This window comes from Methylolobus aquaticus (genome assembly GCF_054172105.1).
Genome location: NZ_JBSYXP010000004.1, coordinates 20,816 through 45,423 on the forward strand (window position 1 = coordinate 20,816; position 24,608 = coordinate 45,423).

Annotated in this window: 23 protein-coding genes; 20 read left to right on the forward strand and 3 right to left on the reverse strand. The window is 62.0% G+C overall.

Translation table 11 applies throughout. The annotated features are described in order from the left end of the window. Positions 1–16 precede the first annotated feature (16 nt). Genes carA through greA form a run of 3 tightly spaced genes read left to right on the forward strand, consistent with a single transcriptional unit; the run spans position 17 to position 4,896 of the window. The gene (gene carA, locus ACW73L_RS06125; protein ID WP_498920739.1) at positions 17–1,153 is read left to right on the forward strand and encodes a glutamine-hydrolyzing carbamoyl-phosphate synthase small subunit; all 1,137 of its coding nucleotides are present in this window, start codon (positions 17–19) and stop codon (positions 1,151–1,153) included. Between the two features lie 11 nt (positions 1,154–1,164). Next, entirely contained in the window at positions 1,165–4,380 is a 3,216-nt protein-coding gene (carB, locus tag ACW73L_RS06130; protein ID WP_498920741.1) for a carbamoyl-phosphate synthase large subunit, read from the forward strand. 39 nt (positions 4,381–4,419) lie between these two features. Beyond that, positions 4,420–4,896: a transcription elongation factor GreA gene (greA, locus tag ACW73L_RS06135; protein ID WP_498920743.1), complete on the forward strand. Its 477-nt coding sequence runs from the start codon at positions 4,420–4,422 to the stop codon at positions 4,894–4,896. On the opposite strand, the gene yhbY is transcribed toward greA, so the two are convergent. Next, positions 4,859–5,200 carry a ribosome assembly RNA-binding protein YhbY gene (yhbY, locus tag ACW73L_RS06140; RefSeq protein WP_498920745.1) on the reverse strand — a complete coding sequence of 114 codons (342 nt, stop codon included), beginning with the start codon at positions 5,198–5,200 and terminating at the stop codon, positions 4,859–4,861. The two genes, greA and yhbY, sit on opposite strands and share 38 nt — an antisense overlap. Before the next feature lie 56 nt (positions 5,201–5,256). On the opposite strand from yhbY, the gene rlmE reads away from it, so the two are divergent. The 4 genes from rlmE (at position 5,257) to gloA (ending at position 10,087) form a co-directional block, all read left to right on the forward strand. Continuing rightward, positions 5,257–5,886 carry a 23S rRNA (uridine(2552)-2'-O)-methyltransferase RlmE gene (gene rlmE, locus ACW73L_RS06145; protein ID WP_498920747.1) on the forward strand — a complete coding sequence of 210 codons (630 nt, stop codon included), beginning with the start codon at positions 5,257–5,259 and terminating at the stop codon, positions 5,884–5,886. Between the two features lie 172 nt (positions 5,887–6,058). Then, positions 6,059–7,966: an ATP-dependent zinc metalloprotease FtsH gene (gene ftsH / locus ACW73L_RS06150; RefSeq protein WP_498921163.1), complete on the forward strand. Its 1,908-nt coding sequence runs from the start codon at positions 6,059–6,061 to the stop codon at positions 7,964–7,966. A gap of 335 nt (positions 7,967–8,301) precedes the next feature. After that, positions 8,302–9,645, forward strand: a complete 1,344-nt coding sequence (gene glmM, locus ACW73L_RS06155) for a phosphoglucosamine mutase (protein ID WP_498920749.1) — start codon at positions 8,302–8,304, stop codon at positions 9,643–9,645. Positions 9,646–9,691: 46 nt separating this feature from the next. Continuing rightward, a complete protein-coding gene (gene gloA, locus ACW73L_RS06160; protein ID WP_129884012.1) occupies positions 9,692–10,087 on the forward strand; it encodes a lactoylglutathione lyase in 396 nt (131 codons plus the stop codon). Between the two features lie 47 nt (positions 10,088–10,134). Here gloA and ACW73L_RS06165 read toward each other — a convergent pair whose 3' ends face one another. After that, a complete protein-coding gene (locus tag ACW73L_RS06165) occupies positions 10,135–10,443 on the reverse strand; it encodes a DUF1244 domain-containing protein (RefSeq protein ID WP_498920750.1) in 309 nt (102 codons plus the stop codon). 300 nt (positions 10,444–10,743) lie between these two features. On the opposite strand from ACW73L_RS06165, the gene ACW73L_RS06170 reads away from it, so the two are divergent. The 4 genes from ACW73L_RS06170 to ACW73L_RS06185 are packed head-to-tail and all read left to right on the forward strand — an operon-like array spanning position 10,744 to position 12,950. Continuing rightward, positions 10,744–11,283, forward strand: a complete 540-nt coding sequence (locus tag ACW73L_RS06170) for a septation protein A (protein ID WP_498920752.1) — start codon at positions 10,744–10,746, stop codon at positions 11,281–11,283. Between the two features lie 4 nt (positions 11,284–11,287). After that, positions 11,288–11,590 carry a YciI family protein gene (locus tag ACW73L_RS06175; RefSeq protein ID WP_498920754.1) on the forward strand — a complete coding sequence of 101 codons (303 nt, stop codon included), beginning with the start codon at positions 11,288–11,290 and terminating at the stop codon, positions 11,588–11,590. Beyond that, positions 11,587–11,880, forward strand: a complete 294-nt coding sequence (locus ACW73L_RS06180; protein WP_498920756.1) for a BolA family protein — start codon at positions 11,587–11,589, stop codon at positions 11,878–11,880. The genes ACW73L_RS06175 and ACW73L_RS06180 overlap by 4 nt, the downstream gene beginning before the upstream one ends. An 11-nt stretch (positions 11,881–11,891) precedes the next feature. Continuing rightward, complete coding sequence (locus ACW73L_RS06185) at positions 11,892–12,950, forward strand: peptidylprolyl isomerase (RefSeq protein ID WP_498920758.1); 1,059 nt, start codon at positions 11,892–11,894, stop codon at positions 12,948–12,950. An 85-nt stretch (positions 12,951–13,035) separates the two neighbouring features. Here the strand turns inward: ACW73L_RS06185 and ACW73L_RS06190 are convergent, their stop codons facing one another. Continuing rightward, positions 13,036–14,109, reverse strand: coding sequence for a PA0069 family radical SAM protein (locus ACW73L_RS06190; protein WP_498920760.1), 1,074 nt, complete (start codon positions 14,107–14,109; stop codon positions 13,036–13,038). Positions 14,110–14,196: 87 nt separating this feature from the next. Between ACW73L_RS06190 and moeA the strand changes: the two genes are divergently transcribed. The 9 genes from moeA to ACW73L_RS06235 all read left to right on the forward strand — a co-directional run bounded on the left by moeA (position 14,197) and on the right by ACW73L_RS06235 (position 24,594). Further along, positions 14,197–15,447, forward strand: coding sequence for a molybdopterin molybdotransferase MoeA (moeA, locus tag ACW73L_RS06195; protein ID WP_498920761.1), 1,251 nt, complete (start codon positions 14,197–14,199; stop codon positions 15,445–15,447). Positions 15,448–15,452: 5 nt separating this feature from the next. Continuing rightward, positions 15,453–17,642: an iron-containing redox enzyme family protein gene (locus ACW73L_RS06200; RefSeq protein ID WP_498920763.1), complete on the forward strand. Its 2,190-nt coding sequence runs from the start codon at positions 15,453–15,455 to the stop codon at positions 17,640–17,642. Positions 17,643–17,727: 85 nt separating this feature from the next. Beyond that, the gene (gene truA, locus ACW73L_RS06205; protein WP_498920765.1) at positions 17,728–18,573 is read left to right on the forward strand and encodes a tRNA pseudouridine(38-40) synthase TruA; all 846 of its coding nucleotides are present in this window, start codon (positions 17,728–17,730) and stop codon (positions 18,571–18,573) included. Then, the gene (locus ACW73L_RS06210) at positions 18,539–19,195 is read left to right on the forward strand and encodes a phosphoribosylanthranilate isomerase (protein ID WP_498920767.1); all 657 of its coding nucleotides are present in this window, start codon (positions 18,539–18,541) and stop codon (positions 19,193–19,195) included. Before truA ends, ACW73L_RS06210 begins: the two co-directional genes overlap by 35 nt. Next, entirely contained in the window at positions 19,164–20,393 is a 1,230-nt protein-coding gene (gene trpB / locus ACW73L_RS06215) for a tryptophan synthase subunit beta (RefSeq protein ID WP_498920768.1), read from the forward strand. The genes ACW73L_RS06210 and trpB overlap by 32 nt, the downstream gene beginning before the upstream one ends. After that, positions 20,390–21,211, forward strand: coding sequence for a tryptophan synthase subunit alpha (gene trpA, locus ACW73L_RS06220; RefSeq protein WP_498920770.1), 822 nt, complete (start codon positions 20,390–20,392; stop codon positions 21,209–21,211). The genes trpB and trpA overlap by 4 nt, the downstream gene beginning before the upstream one ends. Beyond that, a complete protein-coding gene (gene accD / locus ACW73L_RS06225) occupies positions 21,208–22,158 on the forward strand; it encodes an acetyl-CoA carboxylase, carboxyltransferase subunit beta (RefSeq protein ID WP_139557425.1) in 951 nt (316 codons plus the stop codon). The genes trpA and accD overlap by 4 nt, the downstream gene beginning before the upstream one ends. 3 nt (positions 22,159–22,161) lie before the next feature. After that, positions 22,162–23,442 carry a bifunctional tetrahydrofolate synthase/dihydrofolate synthase gene (gene folC, locus ACW73L_RS06230; RefSeq protein WP_498920772.1) on the forward strand — a complete coding sequence of 427 codons (1,281 nt, stop codon included), beginning with the start codon at positions 22,162–22,164 and terminating at the stop codon, positions 23,440–23,442. A gap of 6 nt (positions 23,443–23,448) precedes the next feature. Beyond that, a complete protein-coding gene (locus ACW73L_RS06235) occupies positions 23,449–24,594 on the forward strand; it encodes an SPOR domain-containing protein (protein ID WP_498920774.1) in 1,146 nt (381 codons plus the stop codon). Positions 24,595–24,608: the final 14 nt, after the last annotated feature.

Below are 24,608 nucleotides of genomic sequence, written 5' to 3' on the forward strand. Positions count from 1 at the left end.
TCTAAAGGTGGCTTTTTTGGATAGACCCGCATTCCTGGCTCTCGAAGATGGAACGGTGTTCGATGGCGTCGCCGTCGGTGCCGACGGCAGTTCTGTCGGTGAAGTGGTGTTCAATACCGCGATCACGGGCTATCAGGAGATCCTAACGGACCCCTCCTACGCGCGGCAGATCGTCACCCTGACGTATCCTCATATCGGCAATACCGGGATCAACGACGAAGATGCGGAATCAGTGCGTCCGTTCGCCGCCGGGTTGGTTGTCCGCGATGTGCCGGCGCGGTTCAGCAACTGGCGGTCCGGTCGGAGTCTCACCGATTTTCTGCGAGCCTCGGGGATCGTCGGAATCGCCGGCCTCGATACCCGCCAGTTGACCCGGATCCTGCGGGACAAGGGTGCGCAGCGCGGGTGTCTGGTCGCCGGGGGTGACATTGTCCCCGAGCGCGCGATCGCGCTGGCACAGGAATTTCCCGGGCTGAAAGGTATGGACTTGGCGCGGGAGGTCACCGTCAATGAAGAGTACGCGTGGACTCAAGGCGCTTGGCAACTCGGCGAGGGGCATCGTGAGCTGGCCGAGTTCGGTTACGAGGTCGTGGCCTACGACTTCGGTATCAAGCACAACATCTTGAGGCTACTCGCCGACCGCGGGTGCCGCGTCACCGTGGTGCCGGCGGCGACGCCGGCCGCCGCCGTTCTCGCGCGGCGCCCGGATGGGGTGTTTCTGTCGAATGGTCCGGGTGATCCCGAGCCCTGCACCTATGCGATCGAGGCGATACGCGCCATCGTCGACGCCGGAGTCCCGGTCTTCGGCATCTGCCTGGGCCACCAACTGCTGGCACTGGCCAGCGGTGCAAGGACCGTCAAGATGAAGTTCGGCCATCATGGCGCGAACCATCCGGTGCAGGATCTTGCAACGGGGAAGGTCATGATCACGAGCCAGAACCACGGCTTTACGGTCGATGAAGACAGTCTGCCCGTGACGCTGCGCGCAACTCACCGGTCTTTGTTCGACCAGAGCCTGCAAGGCATCGAACGGACCGACCGGCCCGCATTCAGCTTCCAGGGTCATCCGGAAGCCAGTCCGGGTCCGCATGACCTGAGCCCCTTGTTCGATGCCTTCATCGAGAGAATGAAGGGCACGAGTCGCCGAATGTAGCTGAGCACGACATGCCGAAAAGAACCGATATCGAATCCATTCTGCTGCTGGGCGCCGGGCCGATCGTCATCGGCCAGGCCTGCGAGTTCGACTACTCCGGGGCCCAGGCGTGCAAGGCTTTGCGCGAGGAAGGCTACCGCGTAATCCTGGTCAACTCGAATCCGGCCACGATCATGACCGACCCGGAAATGGCCGATGCGACCTACATCGAGCCGATCGATTGGCAGACGGTCGCCCAGATCATCGAAAAGGAGCGCCCGGATGCCTTGCTGCCGACGATGGGTGGACAGACAGCCCTGAATTGCGCCCTCGATCTCGATCGGGAAGGGGTGCTTGATCGGTTCGGCGTGGAGTTGATCGGTGCCAAGAAGGACGCGATCGACAAGGCAGAGGACCGCGATCGTTTCCGCAAGGCGATGAACCGCATCGGGCTGGCGACGCCCCGCTCCGAAGTCGCGCACACGCTGGATGAGGCGTTGGAGGTGCTCGACCGCATCGGGTACCCGACGATTATCCGTCCTTCGTTTACGCTGGGCGGCAGTGGCGGTGGCATCGCCTACAACCGCGAGGAATTCATCGAGATCTGCGAGCGTGGGCTCGACCTGTCGCCAACCCGGGAACTGCTGATCGAAGAATCGGTGCTCGGCTGGAAAGAGTTTGAGATGGAAGTCGTGCGGGACCGCAACGACAACTGCATCATCGTCTGCTCGATCGAGAACTTCGATCCGATGGGCGTGCATACGGGCGACTCGATTACTGTTGCACCGGTGCAGACGCTGACCGACAAGGAATACCAGCTGATGCGGGATGCATCGATCGCGGTGCTGCGTGAGATTGGCGTCGACACCGGCGGGTCGAATGTGCAGTTTGCAGTCAATCCGGCTGACGGCCGCATGGTCGTCATCGAAATGAATCCGCGCGTATCGCGTTCCTCGGCCCTGGCCTCGAAGGCGACCGGTTTTCCGATTGCCAAGGTCGCAGCGAAACTCGCGGTCGGTTATACGCTCGACGAGTTGCGCAACGAGATCACCGGCGGCGCGATGCCGGCATCATTCGAGCCGACCATCGATTACGTCGTAACAAAGATTCCGCGTTTCACGTTCGAAAAGTTTCCGCAGGCGGATGATCGGCTGACCACCCAGATGAAGTCGGTTGGCGAGGCGATGGCGATCGGCCGCACCTTCCAAGAGTCCCTGCAGAAGGCCTTGCGCAGTCTCGAAACCGGGATCGACGGTTTGGTCAGCCGGCTGGATCCCACGGCCGGCGACGCCCGCGAAAGCCTGCAGCGCGAACTGCACTACCCGGGACCGGAGCGCATCCTGCATGTTGCCGATGCCTTTCGCAGCGGCTGGACACTGGACGAGGTCCATGACCACAGCCGGATCGACCCGTGGTTTCTGGCGCAAATCGAAGACCTGATTGCGACCGAGGCCGATCTGGCCGGGCGTCAGGCGACCGGGTTGTCCCGGGCCGACTTGCTCGCCCTGAAGCGCAAGGGTTTCGCCGACTCGCGTCTCGCCTTTTTGCTGGGCAGCAGCGCCGACGCGATCCGTTCCCTGCGCCGTGGTTTCGGTATCAAGCCAGTCTACAAGCGTATCGATTCCTGCGCCGCCGAGTTTGCGAGTTCGACGGCCTACCTGTACTCGACCTACGAGCAGGAGTGCGAGGCGGAGCCGTCGACGCGGCGGAAGGTGATGGTGCTCGGTGGCGGGCCAAACCGGATCGGGCAGGGCATCGAATTCGACTACTGCTGCGTCCATGCCGCGATGGCGCTGCGTGAGGATGGTTTTGAAACCATCATGGTGAATTGCAATCCGGAAACGGTCTCTACCGATTTCGACACCTCCGACCGGCTCTACTTCGAGCCGCTGACGCTGGAAGACGTGCTGGAGATCATCGATCTCGAACAGCCTTACGGAGTTGTCGTGCAGTACGGAGGACAGACGCCGCTTAAGCTCGCGCGAGCGCTTGAAGCGGCTGGCGCGCCCATCATTGGCACCTCGCCCGATTCCATCGATCTGGCCGAGGATCGGGAGCGCTTCCAACTCTTGATCGAGCGTCTCGGTCTGAAGCAGCCGCCCAACAAGACGGCCCGTTCCCTGGATGAGGCTGTGGCCTGCGCGCAGCAGATCGGTTATCCGCTGGTTGTGCGGCCATCATATGTGCTGGGCGGACGGGCGATGGAGATCGTCTTCAACGATGAGGAGTTGCGCCGCTACATGCGCGAGGCGGTCAGCGTCTCGAACGAGTCGCCGGTTTTGCTGGACCGGTTTCTGGACGATGCGATCGAGATGGATGTCGACGCTGTTCGGGACGGGTCGGAGGTTCTCGTCGGCGGATTGATGCAACATATCGAGCAGGCAGGAGTCCATTCGGGCGATTCGGCCTGCTCCATTCCGCCTTACGATTTGGATGCCGCCATCCAGTCGCAGATTCGCGAGCAGGTCAAGCTGCTGGCCGAGTCGCTGAACGTGGTCGGCCTGATGAACGCGCAATTCGCGATCCAGGGGCGGGATGTCTTCATCCTGGAAGTGAACCCCAGGGCCTCCCGCACCGTTCCATTCGTGTCGAAGGCAACCGGGTATCAGCTCGCCAAGGTCGCGGCACGCTGCATGGTCGGGCGAACCCTCGCCGAGCAGGGTATCCTCGAGGAGCGGGTTCCGTCTTATTTCTCGGTCAAGGAAGCGGTGTTCCCGTTCATCAAGTTTCCGCGCGTTGATCCCGTACTTGGTCCCGAGATGAAATCCACCGGCGAGGTCATGGGTGTCGGTGCCACCTTCGGCGAAGCCTACGGAAAAGCGCAGCGCGCCGCGAATGTTCGGCTGCCGACTAGCGGGGTGACGCTCATCAGCATCCGTGATGCGGACAAGGTCAAGATCGTGCCGATCGCCCGCGACTTGGTCGCGAAGGGCTTTTCGCTGGTTGCAACCCGTGGAACAGCGCAGACCTTGCTGGACGCCGGCGTGCCGTGCGAGGTGGTCAACAAGGTCTATGAGGGCCGTCCGCACATCGTCGACATGATCAAGAACGGGCAACTGCATCTGATCATCAACACGACCGAAGGCGCGAAGGCGATCGCCGATTCATTCACGATCCGGCGGCAGGCGTTACAACGACAGGTCACCTACACGACAACGGTGTCAGGCGCACGCGCGATCTGCTTCGCACTCGACGAAGCGCAATCGGCTGGCGTCTGCAGGCTGCAGGATCTCCACGGGGACTTCTGAACGGCGGCGACATTTCCATCCGCATCCCGAACCACAATCATGAACAAAACGCCGATTACCACTCGCGGTGCCGAGAAGTTGAGGGAAGAACTGAATCACCTCAAGTCGGTGCGCCGTCCTAAAATCATCCAGGCCATTGCCGAGGCGCGGGCGCACGGCGATCTGAAGGAGAATGCCGAGTATCACGCGGCCCGCGAGGAGCAGGCGTTTACCGAAGGCCGCATCAAGGAAATCGAGGCGAAGCTGGCCAACGCGCAAATCATCGACGTCACGCGAGTCAATGCGGACGGCAAGGTTGTTTTCGGTGCGACGGTCGAACTGGAAGATCTCGCGACCGGGAACACGGTCACCTATCAGCTGGTCGGGGAAGACGAAGCCGACATCAAGCAGGGGCTGATTTCAATCTCGTCGCCGATCGCGCGGGCGCTGATCGGCAAACACGTCGAGGATGTTGCGACCGTGCAGGCTCCCGGCGGCGTCAGAGAGTACGAGATTTTGCAGATCCGGTATATCTAGTCCGTTTTTTCGGGAGACTGCGGCCCTTGGGGGGCTCCGGCGGTTTTTCCCGATAGAGCGTGACGACATGGCCGACGGTCTGTACGTGGTCGGCCTGAAGTCCACTACAGACCTCGGCTGCCAGCGCTGACCGTTGCTGTGGGGTGTCGGCGTTGATCCGGACCTTGATCAGTTCATGATGTTCGAGCGCTCGGTCGATCTCGGCAGTGACCGCAGGGCTGAGTCCGGCTGCGCCGGTGATGACGACGGGCTTGAGGGTATGCGCCCTCGCCTTGAGAAGTTTCTTCTGCTGGGAAGTGATCATGCCGATGTTGTCTGGTGAAAGTGTTCGGATGTCCGCTGCCGCCGGAGCGTTCCGATTTGGCTAGACGCCCCACGAGCAGCCGTTGGCTCGCCGAGCATCACAGCGACGAATATGTAAAGAAAGCGAGGGAACTGGGCTACCGCTCGCGCGCAGTGTTCAAGCTCGAAGAACTAGACCAACGTTTTAGGCTGTTCCGTTCCGGAATGACCGTGGTGGACCTTGGCGCGGCCCCTGGAGGCTGGTCGCAGTTTGCGGTCAACCGCATCAGGCCGGGCGGGGCGATTATAGCGCTCGACCTCCTGGCCATGGAACCCTTGCCCGGGGTGACCTTCATTCAGGGCGACTTTCGTGAGGATGCGGCGCTCGCTCGCTTGCGGGAAGAACTGGCCGGGCGGCCGGTGGACCTGATCTTGTCCGATATGGCTCCCAACATGAGCGGCATACGCGGGGTCGATATACCGCGCTCGTTATACCTGGTGGAACTCGCGCTGGACTTGGCGCAACATGTCTTGCGTCCGGGCGGCACGCTGGTCGTAAAGACGTTCTCGGGTACGGGTTTCGACGAATTTCTGCGCACGGTCCGCGCGAACTTCAGCCGTGTAGCGCTCAGCAAGCCCAAGGCGTCGCGGAGTCGTAGCCCGGAAACCTACGTCGTCGCAAGCGGTTACCGTGCGTCGGTAGGGTGACGAACAATCCACCTGATCCTTACTGGAACCATCCCGCGGGGGCCTTGTCCTATTTTTGGTGCGCGGAAAAACACCGTGCACCCGCGGTCCGGGTTACAAACTTAGAATTTCGCTAAACAATGAGATACACTCGGGTTCCAATCCGAATTAGGGAGTGGTGGACGTGAATGATATGTTGAAGAACATTGTCCTGTGGGTGGTTATTGCCGTCGTGTTGATGTCCGTGTTCAACAACTTCGGCAATCGTAAAGCCACCGATTCCAGTATGTCCTACTCGCAATTCATCGCTGCGGTGAATGAAGGGCAGGTCAAGCAAGTGACCATCGACGGACCGATGATCAAAGGTGTCCTCGGTAGCGGCGAGAAATTCGCCACTTACACTCCCGAAGATCCTCACATGGTCGACGATTTGCTGAAGAACCATGTCGAGATCAAGGCGCAGCCGCCGGAGCAGCAGTCGCTGCTGATGCAGATCTTCATCTCGTGGTTCCCGATGTTGCTGCTGATCGCCGTCTGGATTTTCTTCATGCGGCAAATGCAGGGCGGCGCCGGTGGTCGTGGGGCAATGTCCTTCGGTAAGAGCAAGGCGCGGCTAATCGAAGAAGATCAGGTGAAGGTGACCTTCGCCGACGTGGCAGGTGTTGAAGAAGCGAAGGAAGATGTGACCGAGATGGTCGACTTCCTGAAGGATCCGAGCAAATTCCAGAAGCTCGGCGGCAAGATTCCGCGCGGCGCCTTGATGGTGGGTCCGCCTGGAACCGGCAAGACGCTGTTGGCTCGTGCTATCGCCGGCGAAGCGAAAGTGCCATTCTTCTCGATCTCTGGCTCGGATTTCGTCGAGATGTTCGTGGGTGTGGGTGCCTCCCGCGTTCGGGACATGTTCGAACAGGCCAAGAAACACGCTCCGTGCATCATCTTCATCGACGAAATCGATGCCGTTGGTCGTCACCGCGGGGCGGGCCTCGGCGGCGGACATGACGAGCGGGAGCAGACCCTCAACCAGTTGCTCGTCGAAATGGACGGCTTCGAGGGCACGGAAGGCATCATCGTGATTGCGGCCACCAACCGACCGGACGTTTTGGACCCGGCCCTGTTGCGCCCTGGTCGCTTCGATCGTCAGGTGACAGTCGGCCTGCCGGATGTGCGTGGTCGCGAGCAGATCCTGAAGGTGCACATGAAGCGTACTCCGGTGGCCGACAACGTCGAGCCGAAGTATCTGGCTCGTGGTACGCCGGGGTTCTCGGGCGCCGATCTTGCCAACCTCGTCAATGAAGCGGCTTTGTTCGCAGCGCGTAAAAACAAGCGCGTGATCGACATGTCCGATTTCGAGAAGGCCAAGGACAAGATCCTGATGGGCGCCGAGCGCAAGTCCATGGTCATGAGCGAAGACGAGAAGCGGCTGACCGCCTATCACGAGGCAGGGCATGCAATCGTCGGCCGACTGGTCCCGGAACACGATCCGGTCTACAAGGTCAGTATCATGCCGCGTGGTCGGGCCTTGGGCATCACGATGTTTTTGCCCGAGCGCGATCAGTACAGCGCCAGCAAGCAGAAGCTTGAGAGTCAAATCTCCAGTCTTTTCGGTGGCCGTATCGCTGAAGAAATGATTGTTGGCAAGGAACGGGTGACCACTGGCGCTCAAAACGACATTGAGCGGGCGACGAATCTGGCACGAAGCATGGTGACTCGTTGGGGTTTGTCCGAGCGGCTGGGTCCCCTGGCTTACAGTGAAGAGGAGGGTGAGGTATTCCTCGGGCGATCCGTGACGAAGCACAAGTCGGTTTCGGAAGAGACGGCACACCTGATCGACGAGGAAATTCGTTCCATCATCGACAGGAACTACGAGCGGTCGGAGCGTATCCTGCGCGAGAACATCGACAAGATGCACTTGATGGCCGATGCCCTGATGAAGTACGAGACCATCGATCGGTTGCAGATCGACGACATCATGGAGGGGCGTGTGCCGCGCGAGCCGCAGGGCTGGGAAGACCAGACGCCGCCCAGTGGGGGACAGACGGCTGACGCGCCGCCTCGCTCTGACGAAGCGCCGACGTTCGGTCGTCCTGCCGCGCAACACTAGCTCGTTGCGCTGAAGCCAAGCCCCCGGGCGCATCGCGATTGCGCCCGGGGGCTTTTTTTTTGAGCCTGCCTCCCCGGCGATCACGCGACCTTGGGTGACACGCCCGCGCTCGGTTCCCGTTCCCTCCCGACGACGATTTTCGCTACACTCGCTCCTGTTTCGTGATTCCTTGGACAGGCGAATCGGCGTTGGGGGAATGTCCGGAGTCTGTAGATTGTTAAATTAAGGCGGATTGTTTGATGCAATCAGTGCCGCGCCCGCCATAACTTCACCGTTACGCTGTCGCGTTTTTCTGCGGTGATCCGGCCAATCCCTGGGAAGGGAGGAGAATACTCATGAAGAAGCGCTTTTTTGGGACCGACGGTATACGCGGTACGGTCGGCACCTATCCGATCACACCGGATTTCATGCTCAAGCTGGGCTGGGCTGCGGGCAAGGTATTTGCCGGAGGCACTGGACCGCGCAAGGTGATTATCGGCAAGGATACCCGCATCTCGGGCTACATGTTCGAGTCTGCGCTGGAGGCCGGGTTAGCCGCGGCGGGGGTCAATACCCAGTTGCTCGGCCCCATGCCGACACCCGCGGTCGCCTATTTGACCCGCACCTTTCGGGCCCAGGCGGGCATCGTGATCAGCGCTTCCCATAACCCGTACGCGGACAACGGAATCAAGTTCTTTTCCGGGCAGGGATTGAAGCTGCCCGACGATGTCGAACTGCGCATCGAGGAACAGATTGATCAGCCCATGACCACCGTGCCCTCATCGGGGCTGGGCAAGGCCGCTCGCATCCAGGATGCCGCGGGGCGCTACATCGAATTCTGCAAGAGTACGATCCCGGCCGGTACGGAATTCGCCGGGCTAAAGGTCGTTGTCGACTGTGCCAACGGAGCCACCTACCACATCGCTCCCCATGTGTTCGGTGAAGTCGGCGCGAAAGTCACGGCGCTTGCCGTTTCACCCGACGGGCTCAACATCAATGACGCCGTGGGTGCGACCCAGCCGGAGCTCTTGCGCCAGGCCGTGGTCGAGGCAGGTGCCGATCTCGGGGTCGCCTTCGATGGTGACGGGGATCGCGTGATCATGGTGGATCACCGTGGTGAAATCGTAGACGGTGATGAATTGTTGTACATCATCGCCCGTTCCCGCCTGGATCAGGGGCAGTTGCGGGGCCCGGTGATCGGTACCTTGATGAGCAATCTGGGGCTGGAGCATGCGCTTGCGGCGATCGATGTCCCGCTGCAGCGCGCCGCGGTCGGCGACCGCTACGTACTGGAACTGATGGAATCGCACGACAGCATGCTCGGTGGCGAGGGCTCCGGGCACATCATCTGCCGTGACCGCACGACGACGGGGGACGGTATCGTCGCGGCCTTGCAGGTGCTTGCCGAGATGAAGGCGCAGGGGAAATCCCTGCACGAGCTGAAGTCTGGCATGACCAAGTATCCGCAGTGTCTGGTCAACGTTCGTGTCGACGTGAGGACCAACCTCGAGTCCCATCAGTCCATCCGGCGTGCGAGGGAAGATGTCGAAGCTCGGCTTAAGGGAAGGGGGCGCGTGTTGTTGCGCTCATCCGGAACAGAGCCGCTGGTACGCGTGATGGTCGAGGGTCAGGATCGCGAACTCGTCGACCAGCTCGCGCATCGCCTGGCGGACGATGTCCGCGCCGCTCTGTCGCTCTGAGTCGCTCGCAAGCCATCGCCGGTCGTTACTGCCAACGGGAAAACTCATGCGTTTGCTACATACGATGATCCGGGTCGGAAACCTGGAACGCTCGATCGACTTTTACGTCAATGTGTTGGGTATGAAGCTGCTGCGGCAACATGATTACCCGGAGGGCCGATTCACCTTGGCCTTTGTTGGCTACGGCGACGAATCCGAGCATACGGTGCTCGAATTGACTTTCAATTGGGGCGTGGAACGGTACGAGCTCGGGAACGCCTTCGGCCACCTGGCCGTAGAGGTTGATGACGTCTACGCTGCGGTCGAGGAGTTGCGTAACCGGGGAGCGCGGATCGTTCGGGAAGCCGGCCCCATGCAACACGGCCGTACCGTAATTGCTTTCGTAGAAGATCCGGACGGATACCGAATCGAACTGATCGGTCGTTGCTTGGAAAACCCGTGAATTCGGAGCGCCGTCACGAAACCGGCACCGGCAACGAAGGGTAAGCCCTAGGTATCGGCTTTTGATTGCCGCTGTTTCAGGGCTTCGAGTTGCTCGGGAGTGGCTTCGCGCTGAAATTTTTCCTTCCACCGAGCGTACGGCTCTCCGTAGACCAACTCGCGGGCGGCGCTCTCGTCCAACGGTTCACCGGCTTGCTGCGCGGCCTCCGTCAGCCACTTGGCCAAGCAGTTCCGGCAGAAGTCAGCCGTGATCATCAGGTCGATGTTCTGGACTTCGGGGTGTTCTCTGAGGTGCTGCAGCAGGCGGCGAAAGGCCGCCGCTTCGATCGCCGTTTGGGTGGATGAATCCAGTGACACGTTGGGTCTACAACCTTGGGAGCTACAGGGAATGTGCAAGTGCCGGCTGAGGCCAAGCCACGCAGCGCATCTAGCGGAAACGTCAGTCGACGACGTTTTCTTGTATCATAGCTCCCTGCTCAGGCAACGCAAGGCCCCGTCGATGTTCGGGAAACCGAGTGTCGAATCCGCATTCAGGGCCGGTCCGCCCTATCAGAACGTTTGCTGACCATGCCCCTGGCGTATTGGCGCCCGCCGTCGGCAGGGCTTGCAGTTAGGAAACACTGTTATGACGCAGGATCCCGCTAATCGCTGCTCACCATGAAACTTCTAGTCGATTTTTTCCCGATCCTGCTGTTCTTCGGCGCTTTCAAGGTCTACGGCATCTATGTCGCGACCGTAGTGGCGATCATCGCGACCGTCGTGCAGGTCGCTTTCGTCTGGTTTCGAACCCGACGCATCGAGCCGATGCATCTGATTACCCTGGCCGTGATCGCCGTCTTCGGTGGCGCAACGCTGTACTTTCAGGATGAGCTGTTCATCAAGTGGAAGCCGACCGTCGTGAACTGGCTGTTCGGTGTGACGTTTCTGCTCAGCCAGATTTTCGGGCGGCGGACCGCGATCGAGCGCTTGCTGGGTGGCAAGGTGGAACTCCCTTCGGGGGTGTGGAAACGCCTCAACTTGATGTGGGCTTCTTTCTTCATCGTCGTCGGCTGCGTCAACCTGTTCGTTGCCTACCGCTTCGACACCGACACCTGGGTCAATTTCAAGCTGTTTGGTCTGATCGGGCTGACGCTCTTTTTCGTGATCCTGCAAACCCTGTACCTGCACCGGTACGTGGCTGAACCTCATCAGGAGTGAATGGGTGCTGTACGCGATCCTGTGTGAGGACGTGCCGGGCAGTGGCAAGTTGCGTCGGAAGGCGCGACCGGACCATCTGGCCCGCCTGGAGGTGCTCGCGGACGAGGGGCGCCTGATTCTCGCCGGCCCGCACCCGGCAATCGATGCCGACGATCCGGGCGATGCCGGATTTACCGGTAGCCTGATCGTGGCCGATTTTCCTGGTTTGGCGGAAGCCGAAGCCTGGGCCGCTGAAGATCCGTACCGTCGAGCGGGCGTCTATGATCGGGTCGTCGTCAAGCCCTTCAAGCGAGTGTTTCCGAGATGAGTGCCCGAATCGAGCGGATCCGTGCGCGCTTGGAAAAGGCCCTTGAGCCCCTGCACCTCGAACTGTTCGACGACAGTGCCGCCCACGCAGGTCATGCCGGAGCCCGGCAAAGCGGTGGCGGACACTTTTCCGCCATCATCGTCGCCGAGCCGTTTGCCGGCCAGAGTCTCGTCGCGCGGCACCGGCTGGTATATCAAGCTTTGGGCGATCTGATGCAGACCGATATTCATGCTTTCAGCATGAAAGTCTATGCGCCCGACGAGTTCGACCGAATTGAAAACAGACAATAGGGAATTGCAAGATGAATAAACGCCTTTTGGTCCTGGCCGCGTTAAGCGGTGTATCACTGTGGTCCTGTGACCAGGCCGGCAAGACATCCGCCGAGGGAGCCATCGTGCTACCTCCGGTTTCCCGCGATGACACGGCGGTACTCGTGAACGGCCGTCCGATCAGCAAGCAGTCGGTCGACATGCTCGCCAACGAGATCGCTCAACGGCGCGGTGGCGAAGGGGTGCCGAAGGACAAGATCGTCGACGAACTGGTCAAGCGTGAGATCCTGCGGCAGTCCGCCGAGAAGGACCAATTGTTGAAGGATCCGTCGATAGCGGCGCGGGTCGACAATGCCATCCGGATGACTTTGTCGCAGGTGGCAGCCGAAAGCCTGCTCAAGAAGCTGGCGCCTACCGAAGAGGAAATTCGGAAGGAATACGACCAGCGTGTTGGCGCGATGAAGGCGAGTGAATACAAGGCCCGGCACATTCTGGTAGAAGACGAGAAGACGGCTCTGGATGTGATCAAGCGCCTCGGCAAGGGTGAGAAGTTCGACGCGCTCGCAAAGAAGCTGTCCAAGGATCCGGGTTCCAAGAACAATGGTGGTGATCTCGGGTGGTTCTCACCGGACCAGATGGTTCCGCCCTTCGCGGATGCCGTGATCGCGCTGAAGAATGGCGAAACGACCAAGGCCCCGGTGAAGACGGATTTTGGGTGGCACGTCATCCAGCGGGAGAGCTCGCGGGAGCAGGAAGCGCCGAGCTACGAGTCCGTGAAGCCGCAGGTCCAGTCGTTCCTGCAGAGTGACAAGCTGCAGAAGTATCTGGATGAACAAAAGAGTCAGGCGAAGATCGAGACGCTGATCAAGTACGACGCCCCCGCCGCCGGCAAGCCGGGGCAGCCGCCCGCTGGCGTGGCACCTGCGGCGACCGGGGCGCCCGCTGCGACCGAAGTGCCGGATGACAACGACGAATCGACCGAGGCTGGCGGACCGGTTGAGGTCGAGGAGGAGACGGTCATTGAGGAGCAGGTTCCACCGGAGGAGGAAGTACCGGAGGACGACGCTCAAACACCCGAGCAGCCTGAATAGGAGTTCCTCGACTCCGGCCGGGTGCCGCACGGGGTCAAGCTCCGCGCGGCATCCGGCCCAAAGCCGCCGCCCTACCTGAACGACCTCAGTCGTCTTCCGCGAACAGATCCAATTGCGCTGCGTGCCGACGCGGCGGACGGAACAGCGAGGAGTCCAGCGGTGGCAACTCGCAACGCATACCCGATTTCCGCAGCGCGATTGCGAACCGCTGTCGCAGCAAGTCAGCGAATATCCCGGTGCCAGTCTGGCGCTTGCCGAATTGCGGGTTGTACAACTGACCGTCATGCAGTTCGGTCACGCAGGCAAGCACGCGGTGGGCCCGGAGCGGAAAGTGGGCCTCCAGCCATTCCCGGAACAGGTCCTTGATTTCCAGCGGCAGCCGGAGAACGATGTATCCCGCCGACTGCGCGCCGTGGCGCGCGCCTTCGGTGACCAGATTCTCCAGATCCGCATCGTTGACGAACGGGATCAACGGGGCAACCATCAAGCGCACCGGCACACCGGCATCCGCCAGTGTCCGCACTGTCTCCAGGCGCCGTGCAGGCGCTGTGGCGCGGGGTTCCATGACCCGAGCGAGTTGTCCGTCCAGCGTCGTGATGGAGATTTGCACCTCGACCAGCCGGCGCTCGGCCATGGCCACCAGCAGGTCGAGATCACGTTCGATCAGTGCCGACTTCGTCGTGATCGTGATCGGGTGTCGGCAATCGTGCAGGACCTCGAGAATTTCCCGCGTCACGCGATGGATCCGCTCGACCGGCTGGTAAGGGTCGGTATTGGCGCCGAGCGCGATCGGTTCGCATCGGTAGCCCTTGCGCCCCAGCTCGGTAGACAGCTGCTCTGCGGCGTTGCGCTTGACGACGAGCTGCGTCTCGAAATCCAGCCCCGGCGACAAGCCCAGGTAGGCATGTGTCGGTCGGGCGTAGCAATAGATGCAGCCGTGTTCGCAGCCGCGGTAAGGGTTGATGGACCGGTCGAAAGGAATGTCCGGCGAGCGGTTCTTCGAGACGATGGAGCGCGCGTATTCTTCGGTGACTTCCGTTCGCGGCACTTCGATCCCGCTGCCGGATTCTGCGGCTTCGTCGGGCTCCCGAACGGTGGTGTCGAACCGTGATGCACGATTGGTAATGGCGCCCCGACCTTTGATGGGTCCGTTGACCATGGCGACGTGGGGGGAAGTCCGACTGAATCCTCAATGGCGCATGGTAGCATCGCACGTTCATGAACGCTCCTGAAGCTGAAAGCCAAGATGAGTTGCGACGACATCGTTGACCAACAGGGCCTCCCGGTCGATCTGGCTTTGCACGCCATGCTGTCAGAGGTCGCTCCGGTGTCCGCCAGCGAGCGCGTCCCGCTCTGGGAGGCGGTGGGGCGGGTCTTGGCCCAATCCGTGGTCGCTCCCAGGCCGGTCCCCGCTCATGCCAATTCCGCAGTCGATGGCTACGCCGTGCGCGCGAGCGATCTGGCCGAAGTGGAGAGCTCTTTTCGGGTCGTCGGGGTCGCGTATGCCGGGTCTCCTTACCACGGCGATCCGCTAGCGACCCACGAAGCGGTTCGGATCATGACTGGCGCGGTCATGCCCGACGGCGCTGATACTGTCGTGATGCAGGAACAGACGCAGGCGCTGGATGACGACCGTGTGCGTTTTGCGCCGCCGCTGCGTGCGGGCGCCAACGTGCGGCAGACCGGTGAGGATTTGCGCGCCGGTGAGGTCCTGTTGGCCGGCGGACGCTGGTTGATGCCCGCGGATATCGGACTGCTGGCTTCGATAGGTCTGGTCGAGATTTCCGTTTACAGGCGCTTGCGCGTTGGCGTCCTGTCGACCGGCGACGAGGTGCGCGGTTTGGGTGATCGGCTGACACCCGGGATGGTGTATGACAGCAATCGTTACCAGCTTTCGGCCGCGCTGCGGCGTATGGGAGCCGAAGTCTGCGACCTCGGCATCGTGCGCGACGATCCCGGCGAGCTGGTGGCCTCCTTGCACTCGGCGGCGAGGCATGTGGACCTGATCGTGTCCAGCGGCGGTGTGTCCAGCGGTGCGGCCGACCGTATTCGCGAGGTCGTGGCCGACATCGGGCGGATCAGCCAGTGGCGAGTGGCGATGAAGCCCGGGCGACCGTTGGCGTTCGGGTCTGTAGGGAACGCGATGTTTTTCGGGTTGCCGGGCAACCCGGTCGCGGCGCTGGTAGCGTTCTGCTGGTTCGTGAGGCCGGTGATGGAAAAGCGGATGGGCGTGTTGGACCGCCCGCTGATTCCTCTGATCAACGCAATGGTCGAAACGCCGCTGCGAAAGCAGCCTGGACGTATGGAGTTCCAACGGGGCATCTTGACTCCGCGGGCCGAGGGCAGCGGATATCAGGTGCGGACCACCGGAAACCAGGGCTCGGGGATTCTCCGCTCGATGAGCCTGGCCAACGGCCTCATCGTCCTGCCAGCGCCCGAAGGGCCGATTGCCGCGGGTAGCCAGGTGGCGGTGCTGCCGTTTTCCGCGGTGTTCTAGCCGACATGTTCAGATCGTATCCAACCGCGGGCGTCGAAGCGTGCCGGTCCATCCCACGCAGCGCGGTGACGACCGGCTTCCCCCGGGTCAGCGCGGGGTCGGACTATCGCACTCTGTGTCGCCGTTTGGCCACCGATGACGATGCGCCCGAACTGTTGTCGATGGCCCACACCGCACTGGAGACGCGCCTGGCAACACTTGTGAAGCGGGACAGCAAGCGACCGGCAACCCCGGCCGGTCCTGGGCCAAGTGCGAGCATCGACGATTTTCGCTACCTTTTGCCCTGGCTGGCCGGAGCGGGAGCCGAACTGTGCCGTATTGCACAGGCGGCCACGGGCCATCGGCAGGCGCATGCCTTGTTGTTCGGCATCTATGTTCGATGCTTTGCGCCGGGAAGCCCTTCCGATCAGCTGCGCGCTGCAGCGCACGCGGCCGATGACAGCAAGCCAGCGACGGCTGGCGGCGTCGTGGACTCGGCCTCTGAGCTGCTCCATGAAGCGGTATTCCTGCGCCTTGGCCTCGGCTGTTTTCCGGTCTCATTCTTCCCCGAGATTCTGGGTTACGTGCTCGCCGAGCTTCGCAGCGCCGCTCTGCTGTGTGAACGGCTGCGTGATGTCACGCGGGAGCACGCTGGCGTGCTGGAGGTTCTGCAAACTCAGGCGCGTTGCCTGCAGGCCGAACGCCCGGTGTTGGCTGCTGCTTGGAAAGCCGCGCGGCGCAGCGCCACTGGCCAGACCCGAAGCTTGCTCAATGCGCGCATTGTCCGCGGCATCGCCCTGCATCAATCGCTGACCGAACAGGTTTGGCGGGCGCTCGAAGCGCGTGCCCGTGACGCAGTGGATGTTGTCGGCGCGATGCGACGATTGCTGCTGAGCAAGGCACCGTTCGCGACGGGTTATCACGCCGGCGTGACGATCGGCGGACGCAGTCTGGACACATGGTTTGCTGATCACCCATTCCAGACCGATGCCTTTCTGTCAGCATTGGCGGCATCGGCATGGGTCGACCGCGAGGTCCCCGAGCGGAGTCATCTGTTGACCCTGTTCCGATTCGGCGGGCCTATGTTCGGGGTACTGACCGCCGACGAGGAAGCCACGCTGCGAGCCTGGCTCGCCGGACTCAGACGACCGGTGTCAGATCCTACGTACAAGGTTCCGATGGCGGTGGAGTCGGGAGATAGAGCTGCCGCTGGAACGGGTGGTGGCGCGCCGCAGGTGGTCGCTGAGGTCGGCGTCGGGGCGTTGGTGCGGCGGGATGCCCGGAGGTTGCGCACGGTTCCCAGAAGCCTGTTTCACGCGCTGGTCAATCCGGAGGAACAGCAACCGGGGGCGTTCTGCTCGGCACGCCGCTACGTCGAGCGCTGTCTGCAGCGGGTAGCCCGCGATCTATGGCACCGATGCGACCGGTTTCCCTATTCCGAGGCAACCTTCGAAACGTGGTTGAACGCGCTCTACCGGCGCCAGACCGACTCAGCCTCACCAAAGCCGCGAAGCGTACCGAAGCTGCCTCGTGGGGCCTATGTGTTCGGTATCGAACAACTCGCCCCCGCGGTTCTGGTTGATGGGTGCTGGCTGCAACGGGTGGACGGTCTGGCGCGCGTGTCCCCTGGGGTTGCGCGGCGGCTCACCACCATTTACGCCGACGAACTGGGCAGCAGTAACGTCGTTCAGAATCATCCCTGGATCTATCGGAGGCTCTTGGTCAGCCTCGGCATCGATTGTCCGGCGGTCGAGTCGATAGACTTTGCATCGAGTCCCCGCTTTCTCGATGCGGCCTTCGAGCTTCCGGCGCTGCTGCTGTCGATTTCGGTCCACACCCATCGCTTCCTGCCCGAGTTGTTGGGTCTGAATCTGGCGATCGAGGTCAGCGGCCTGGGCGCGTCGTACGGACGGGTCGCGCGCGATCTCGAATACTGGGGCATCGATGCCCAAATCGTCAGGCTGCACCAGTCGATCGATAATCTTGCGAGCGGACATGCCGCGCTGGCCAGGGATACGATTGTGGTTCATCTCCGTGAGGTGCGTGGCCTGGGTGGCGAGGCAGCAGAACAGGAGCACTGGCAGCGCATCCAGCGCGGGTACGACCTGCTGCGCGTCGTGACCCGCCCATTCAAGTGGCGGCTCGCGGCCGCTTACCTGACACGCGGGTGGGTCCCGCGCCTTCGTACCCGAGTGATGGGGCCGCAGCCAACATGAAATCAGGACAGCCTGTTCGGGCGCGGGCCATGCCTTCCCGGTCTTCTCCGTGAGTCGTTCCGAGGTCCGGAATGGCGAGAGGCCAGTGCGCGTTGCCCTCGGGATCGAGTACGACGGCAGTCGCTTCGCGGGCTGGCAATGGCAAAAGGGGCGCAGGACCGTGCAGGAGGTTCTCGAAACCGCTCTGAGTCGCGTCGCGGCCATTTCCGTTCGGGTGCATGCGTCAGGGCGCACCGACGCCGGCGTCCATGCCCTGCAACAAGTCGTCCATTTCGATTGCGCGGTGGAGCGCCCAATGCGGGGCTGGATCATGGGGACCAACAGCGCGCTTCCCGACGATGTCAGGGTGCTGTGGGCTCAGGTGGTTCCGTGTGATTTTCATGCACGTTACAGTGCGATCGCCCGGTATTACCGCTATGCCATACTGAATCGCCCGATGCGTTCGGCGCTATTGCACCGCAGGGCCACCTGGTGTTTCTACCCACTGGACGAGGTACGTATGCAGCGTGGGGCCGAGCATCTGCTCGGCGAGCACGATTTTTCGTCTTTTCGGGCTCAGGGCTGTCAGTCGAAAAGCCCCTTCCGTCGGATGCACTTGCTCGACGTGAGCCGTGACGGTGATCAGGTCGTCGTGGATCTGGTCGCCAACGCATTCCTGCATCACATGGTTAGGAACATCGTCGGTGTTCTGATGACAATAGGTGCGGGCAAGGCTGAACCCGAGTGGGCCCAGGAAGTCCTCGACGCCCGATCCCGGTCGCTCGCGAGTGTCACCGCACCGCCGGATGGGTTATATTTCGCCAGCGTCATGTACCCGGCCACTTTCGCCGTGCCACAAGATTCGATCTTTTCGCGCCTGCCCCCGGGCGTGGACCGCTTCAGACCCCATCATCCCGATGACGGCGTATCCCTGGCAACGAACTCGCGTTAAAATCTGCGGCCTGACTCAGCCCGGCGATGCCGAGCAGGCCGTGGCGCTGGGCGCCGATGCGATCGGACTGGTGTTCTACCCACCAAGCCCGCGGGCGGTCGATATCGATCGCGCACAGGCCGTGCTGGCGGCGGTCGGACCGTTCGTGACGGTGGTTGGCCTGTTCGTCAACGCCACCTGGCACGAAGTGAACGGCGTTCTGTCCAATGTGCGCATCGATTTGCTTCAGTTCCATGGGGACGAGTCCCCCGAGTATTGCGCCAGCTTTCGAAAACCGTATGTCCGGGCGTTGCAGATGGCGCCGGACATCGATCTCGTAGCGGAGTTTGCCCGGTTTCCCGATGCGCAAGCGCTGTTGCTCGACGCCTACCACGGAGATATCCGCGGTGGTACCGGGCAGGCTTTCGACTGGCAGCGCGCGGTCGCGCCGCCGGGCCGGCGGCTCATTCTGGCGGGAGGACTGAACCCCGACAACGTGGGGCAGGCGCTGGAAGTAGCAAGACCCTATGCCGTCGACGTGTCGAGCGGCGTGGAGAGCGCGAAGGGCATCAAGGATGCTGCCAGGATCGCGCGTTTCTTAACAGAGGTTTATGACTTTGATCAAAGACAGCGGTCGCGTTAGCGGACCCTACAATCTCCCGGACGAAAGGGGGCACTTCGGCCCCTACGGCGGCATTTTCGTCGCGGAAACGCTGATGGAGCCGCTGACCGAGCTGCGTGCCGCGTATGAACGCTACCGAACGGACCCCGATTTCATCGCCGAGCTTGATTACGACCTCAAGCACTATGTCGGCCGTCCATCGCCCGTGTATCACGCCGCGCGATTGAGCCGGGAGGTCGGCGGAGCGCAGATCTACCTGAAACGTGAAGACCTGAATCACACCGGTGCGCATAAGGTCAACAACACGGTTGGCCAGGCGTTGTTGGCGCGCCGCATGAATAAACCGCGCATCATCGCCGAAACCGGTGCCGGTCAGCACGGGGTCGCAACGGCAACAGTGGCTGCGCGCCTCGGTCTCAAGTGCATTGTGTACATGGGGGCCGTGGACGTCGAGCGCCAGTCCCTCAATGTGTACCGCATGAAGTTGCTGGGTGCCGAGGTGGTGCCCGTGGAGTCGGGTTCCCGGACTCTGAAGGACGCGCTGAACGAGGCGCTAAGGGACTGGGTGACGCATGTGGACGACACCTTTTACATCATTGGTACCGTGGCCGGGCCGCATCCCTATCCGGCCATGGTTCGTGATTTCCAGTCCGTTATCGGGCGCGAGGCGAAACAGCAGATGCGGGAACTGACGGGGCGACTACCCGACGCGCTGGTGGCCTGCGTCGGCGGCGGGTCGAATGCCATCGGCTTGTTTCATCCCTTCATCGACGACTGCGATGTCGCGATGTATGGGGTGGAAGCGGCGGGCGATGGCATCGAGACCGGTCGACACTCAGCTCCGCTGAGCGCGGGCCGGCCCGGGGTGCTGCACGGCAACCGGACGTATCTGATGGAGGACGAGGATGGCGAAATCATCGAAACCCATTCCATTTCTGCCGGGCTGGACTACCCCGGCGTTGGCCCCGAGCATGCCTGGCTGAAGGACAGTGGTCGGGCGACGTACGTGGGCATCACCGATGCGCAGGCGATGGAAGGCTTCCACACCTTGACGTTGACCGAGGGCATCATTCCGGCTCTCGAGTCCAGTCATGCCGTGGCATACGCGATCCAGCTGGCCGCTACGATGAGGCCCGATCAGCAGATCCTCGTGAACCTTTCCGGTCGCGGTGACAAAGACATCAACACGATAGCCACACGAGAGGGTATCCGCCTGTGAGTCGGATCCAGAACACGTTCGCTGCGCTGCGGGAGTCCGGGCGCAAGGCGCTGATCCCGTTTGTGACCGCCGGGGATCCGACGGCCGAGTTCACCGTGCCTTGCATGCATGCGATGGTCGCGGCAGGCGCCGACATCATTGAACTGGGCATTCCGTTCTCGGATCCCATGGCCGACGGGCCGGTGATTCAGCGTGCAAGTGAGCGCGCACTCGCTCACAAGATGAGCTTGCGCAAGACGCTCGGTCTGGTGGAGGCGTTCCGCCGAACCGACACCGTTACGCCGGTGGTGCTGATGGGTTACCTGAATCCGATCGAGAGTCTGGGCTATCGAACTTTTGTTGAGCGCGCACGGGAAGTTGGTGTCGATGGGGCGTTGACGGTTGATCTGCCGCCCGAAGAGTCAGGGGAGTTGCTGCCCCTGATGCTCGAGGCCGGGCTGGATCCCATTTTCCTATTGGCACCGAATAGCGGTCCGGAGCGCGTTCAAGAGATGTCCGATCTCGGTCGCGGCTACCTCTACTACGTCTCGCTGAAGGGCGTAACGGGTGCGTCGAATCTCGACTTGGATGATGTCGAACGACGCATTCGAGCGATCAAGGAAATCAGCGCATTGCCCGTCGGCGTCGGATTTGGCGTGAAGAATGCCGAGATGGCGGGCACGATTGCGCGTTTCGCGGATGCGGTCGTGGTCGGGAGCGCGTTGGTGAGCCAGATCGAAGCCTTCCAGGACAGTCCGGACCAGGCGCAGGCCCAGATCGTTGACATCCTCAGGGCCATGCGCGAGGCTATGGACGCAAGCGCCGCGAGGGACGCATGAGCTGGTTTCAAAAGTTCGTTCCGGCAAAGATCCGGACCGAGGCATCGACCAAGAGCACCGTTCCCGAAGGCCTGTGGTCGAAATGCCCGCACTGCGGCGCGATTCTGTATCGGGCCGAGTTGGAACGGAACCTCGAGGTCTGTCCGAAATGCGCCCACCATTTGCGTATCAATGGGCGACGTCGTCTGCATTTCTTCCTTGACCCCGGCAATCGTCAGGAGATCGGTGAGCAACTGTCGCCGGTGGACCCCCTGAAGTTCAAGGACAGCAAGAAGTACAAGGATCGCTTGGTACAGTCGCAGAAAGGCACGGGCGAGAAAGATGCGCTGATCGTCGTTCGGGGGTATCTGAAAGGACTTCCCATCGTATCCGCCTCTTTCAATTTTGAGTTCATGGGCGGCTCGATGGGTTCGGTCGTGGGCGAACGTTTCGTGCGTGCCGTCAACGAGAGCCTACGCGAGCGTATCCCACTGGTCGTGTTCAGTGCCAGCGGCGGCGCACGCATGCAAGAGTCGCTCATCTCCCTGTTTCAGATGGCCAAGACCAGTGCTGCCCTCGCCCGGCTGTCCGCTGCGGGTGTGCCGTTCATCTCAATCATGACCGATCCGACGATGGGGGGAGTCTCGGCGAGTCTCGCCATGCTGGGCGACATCAACGTAGCAGAGCCGGCCGCCCTGATCGGCTTTGCCGGTCCACGAGTCATCGAGCAGACGGTCCGCGAGAAGCTGCCGGAAGGGTTTCAGCGGAGCGAGTTTCTGTTGGAGCATGGCGCTATCGACCTGATACTCGATCGGCGTGAAATGCGTGACCGTATCCATCGGCTGCTGTTGCTGCTCACGGGCGCCCAGTCCAGAGACAAGGGGCGCGAATCGGAGCTGTCGCGACCGGAGGTTGCCGCACCGACGTCAGCCTTTCGCTCGGCGCTGGATAGTCCCGAAGCCCTCTGAACAATGCGTTTCGGGAGGCTGGCTGACTGGTTGGCCTGGCAGGAGACGCTGCATCCGCGCACCATTGACTTAGGCCTGGACCGCGTCGAGTCCGTGCATCGACGGCTCGCTGCGCCGTCTCCGGGGCCGTCTCCGGTAACTATCACGGTTGCGGGAACGAACGGCAAAGGCTCATCCGTAGCCTATTTGTCCGCTATCCTCCGGGCGCAGGGCTACCGTGTCGGCAGTTATACCTCGCCTCACCTGCTGCGTTACAACGAACGCATCTCCATCGATGGGGAGCCGGTTGGCGATGCCGCTATCTGCCGCGCGTTCGCGGACATCGATGATGCGCGCGGCGAAACCACGCTGAGCTTCTTCGAGTTCGGGACCCTTGCGGCTCTGGATATTTTTGGTCGGGAACGCGTCGACGTTCAGGTGCTCGAGGTGGGGCTTGGGGGCCGCCTGGATGCCGTGAATATCGTAGACGCCGACGTGGTTCTGGTGACCAGCATCGGTATTGACCATGAGGAATGGCTCGGCGACTCCCGCGAGGCGATCGGCCTAGAAAAGGCCGGTGTGATGCGGCGCGGACGTCCGGCAGTGATTGCCGATCCCGAGCCACCCGAATCGATGTTGGCTCATGCTTACAGCCTCTCGGTCGACTTGCGAGTCATCGGGAGGGACTTTCATTTTCTCGAATCCTCTGCCGGGTGGTCGTGGCGCAGCCGTGCGGTTCGGGTGGACGATCTTCCGCTGCCGCTCCTCGGCGGCACCCACCAACTTCGGAATGCGGCCGGAGCGTTGCAGGCCATCGATCTGATCGCGGGCGTGCTGCCGGTCAGCGAATCGGCCATCCGGGCAGGCCTATCGGAGGCTCGCGTTAGCGGCCGGTTTCAGGTGGTTCCCGGTGACCATCCGATTGTGATCGACGTTGCTCACAACGTTCAGGCCGTCGGTGTACTCGCGGCGCAACTGCGGGAGCACTTTCCCGCGAGGCGCTTACATGCAGTCTTCGCCTTGATGCGCGACAAGGACCAGATTGGGGTGGTGACGCAGATGAAGGATCTGGTTGCGGCCTGGTATCTTCCTCGCCTGCAAGTGCCGCGCGCCGCAACGCCGGAGCAACTGAGGGATGTGCTTAGAAGTTCTGGTGTGGAGAGGGTAGAATGTGGATTCAGCCGGGTCAGCGATGCCGTCGCGGCAGCACGCGACGGAGCGGCTGCCGGTGAGCCCATTGTCGTCTTCGGTTCCTTTTTTCTGATTGCCGAGTACCTTGCTCAAGATGGCCGATCGATTGGGTGAATGCCATTGGATGATGAATTAAAGCAGCGGCTCATTGGGGCGACAATCATCGTCGCACTGGTCGTGCTGTTCGTTCCCTTGCTGTTCGACGCAGCGCCAGATCCAAGTACGGAAGCCGTTGACGAAACGGCCGCGCAGTCGCTGCCTCCGGGCACCGAGGTCGTTGAGCCTGTGGCTGGCGTCAGCGAGCCATCGGTCGAGGGTGACGGGTACAAGATCATCCCCCTCACCGACTCGGCCGGCTCGGAACCCGTGGCCGTTACCCCCCGGAGGGATGAACCGTCAACGGTATCGAGTCCAGAGCAGCAATCCGAATATTTGGAAGACGAGGGCGCCGGCACCGTTGAAGTCCCAACACCTGATAGCCCACTGGGACAGGGTGCTCGCAGCGTCGCGCCTCTTGCCCCTGCCGCAGAGAAATCCTTGGCGAAGAAGAAGCCGGCGGGCGAGGCGCCCGGCAACGACCTGTCGCATGGCGCTGTAGCGAAGGTGCCGGATGATGACCGGCCGGTCAAAACTCAGCCGGCCGCTGGTAAGGCCGCTCCACCGCATCCGAAAGCATCGGCCGAGGTTGCCAAAAAGCCGACAGCGGCCAAGGCGCCTCCTTCCGCCCCGCCACCAGCTCCGTCCCATTCCGCGGCCAAGCCTGCCGCCACCGGCGGAACGGCGCGGCGGGAGGAGAAGAAAGCCTCCGTAAAGCACAGTGAGCCGGCGAAGTCCGCCGCACCCTCGAAAGCGACGAGCCCGGCGACACCTCAAAAAAAGAAGGTCGAAGTCGCAGGTAAATCGGCGACGACCGTCGCAGAGGCTGGCACTGGCGAGGGCGCAGCTCCGGGTTCTGCGGTTACTCAGCCCGCGAAGGCGCCCGCCCAGGCCAAGTCGATGGTGGCCCGGAAACCGAAGGGCGAGGATGCTCCAACACGCTGGGTTGTCCAGACCTCAAGCTTCACCAGCGAAGCGAGCGCCAGGGCATTGGCAGAGAAGTTGCGCAAGAACAAGTTCGATGCTTTCGTAGAGACCGTTCCCGGGGCCGGGGGTGTCAACTACCGAGTGTCGGTGGGCCCTGAGCCGGACAAGGGACGTGCCGAGCAGGCCCGCAAGCGCCTCGAAGCGTCGGTAGGCATGAGCGGCACGGTTAGCGGCCGCAAATGATCAGATCCGCAGGG

Bases quoted from the DNA above. Each gene is read 5' to 3' on its own strand.
- carB (WP_498920741.1), top strand. From the start codon at position 1,165: ATGCCGAAAAGAACCGATATCGAATCCATTCTGCTGCTGGGCGCCGGG.
- greA (WP_498920743.1), top strand. From the start codon at position 4,420: ATGAACAAAACGCCGATTACCACTCGCGGTGCCGAGAAGTTGAGGGAA.
- yhbY (WP_498920745.1), bottom strand. From the start codon at position 5,200: ATGATCACTTCCCAGCAGAAGAAACTTCTCAAGGCGAGGGCGCATACC.
- ftsH (WP_498921163.1), top strand. From the start codon at position 6,059: ATGTTGAAGAACATTGTCCTGTGGGTGGTTATTGCCGTCGTGTTGATG.
- glmM (WP_498920749.1), top strand. From the start codon at position 8,302: ATGAAGAAGCGCTTTTTTGGGACCGACGGTATACGCGGTACGGTCGGC.
- gloA (WP_129884012.1), top strand. From the start codon at position 9,692: ATGCGTTTGCTACATACGATGATCCGGGTCGGAAACCTGGAACGCTCG.
- ACW73L_RS06170 (WP_498920752.1), top strand. From the start codon at position 10,744: ATGAAACTTCTAGTCGATTTTTTCCCGATCCTGCTGTTCTTCGGCGCT.
- ACW73L_RS06180 (WP_498920756.1), top strand. From the start codon at position 11,587: ATGAGTGCCCGAATCGAGCGGATCCGTGCGCGCTTGGAAAAGGCCCTT.
- ACW73L_RS06185 (WP_498920758.1), top strand. From the start codon at position 11,892: ATGAATAAACGCCTTTTGGTCCTGGCCGCGTTAAGCGGTGTATCACTG.
- ACW73L_RS06190 (WP_498920760.1), bottom strand. From the start codon at position 14,109: ATGGTCAACGGACCCATCAAAGGTCGGGGCGCCATTACCAATCGTGCA.
- moeA (WP_498920761.1), top strand. From the start codon at position 14,197: ATGAGTTGCGACGACATCGTTGACCAACAGGGCCTCCCGGTCGATCTG.
- ACW73L_RS06200 (WP_498920763.1), top strand. From the start codon at position 15,453: ATGTTCAGATCGTATCCAACCGCGGGCGTCGAAGCGTGCCGGTCCATC.
- ACW73L_RS06210 (WP_498920767.1), top strand. From the start codon at position 18,539: ATGACGGCGTATCCCTGGCAACGAACTCGCGTTAAAATCTGCGGCCTG.
- trpB (WP_498920768.1), top strand. From the start codon at position 19,164: ATGACTTTGATCAAAGACAGCGGTCGCGTTAGCGGACCCTACAATCTC.
- accD (WP_139557425.1), top strand. From the start codon at position 21,208: ATGAGCTGGTTTCAAAAGTTCGTTCCGGCAAAGATCCGGACCGAGGCA.
- folC (WP_498920772.1), top strand. From the start codon at position 22,162: ATGCGTTTCGGGAGGCTGGCTGACTGGTTGGCCTGGCAGGAGACGCTG.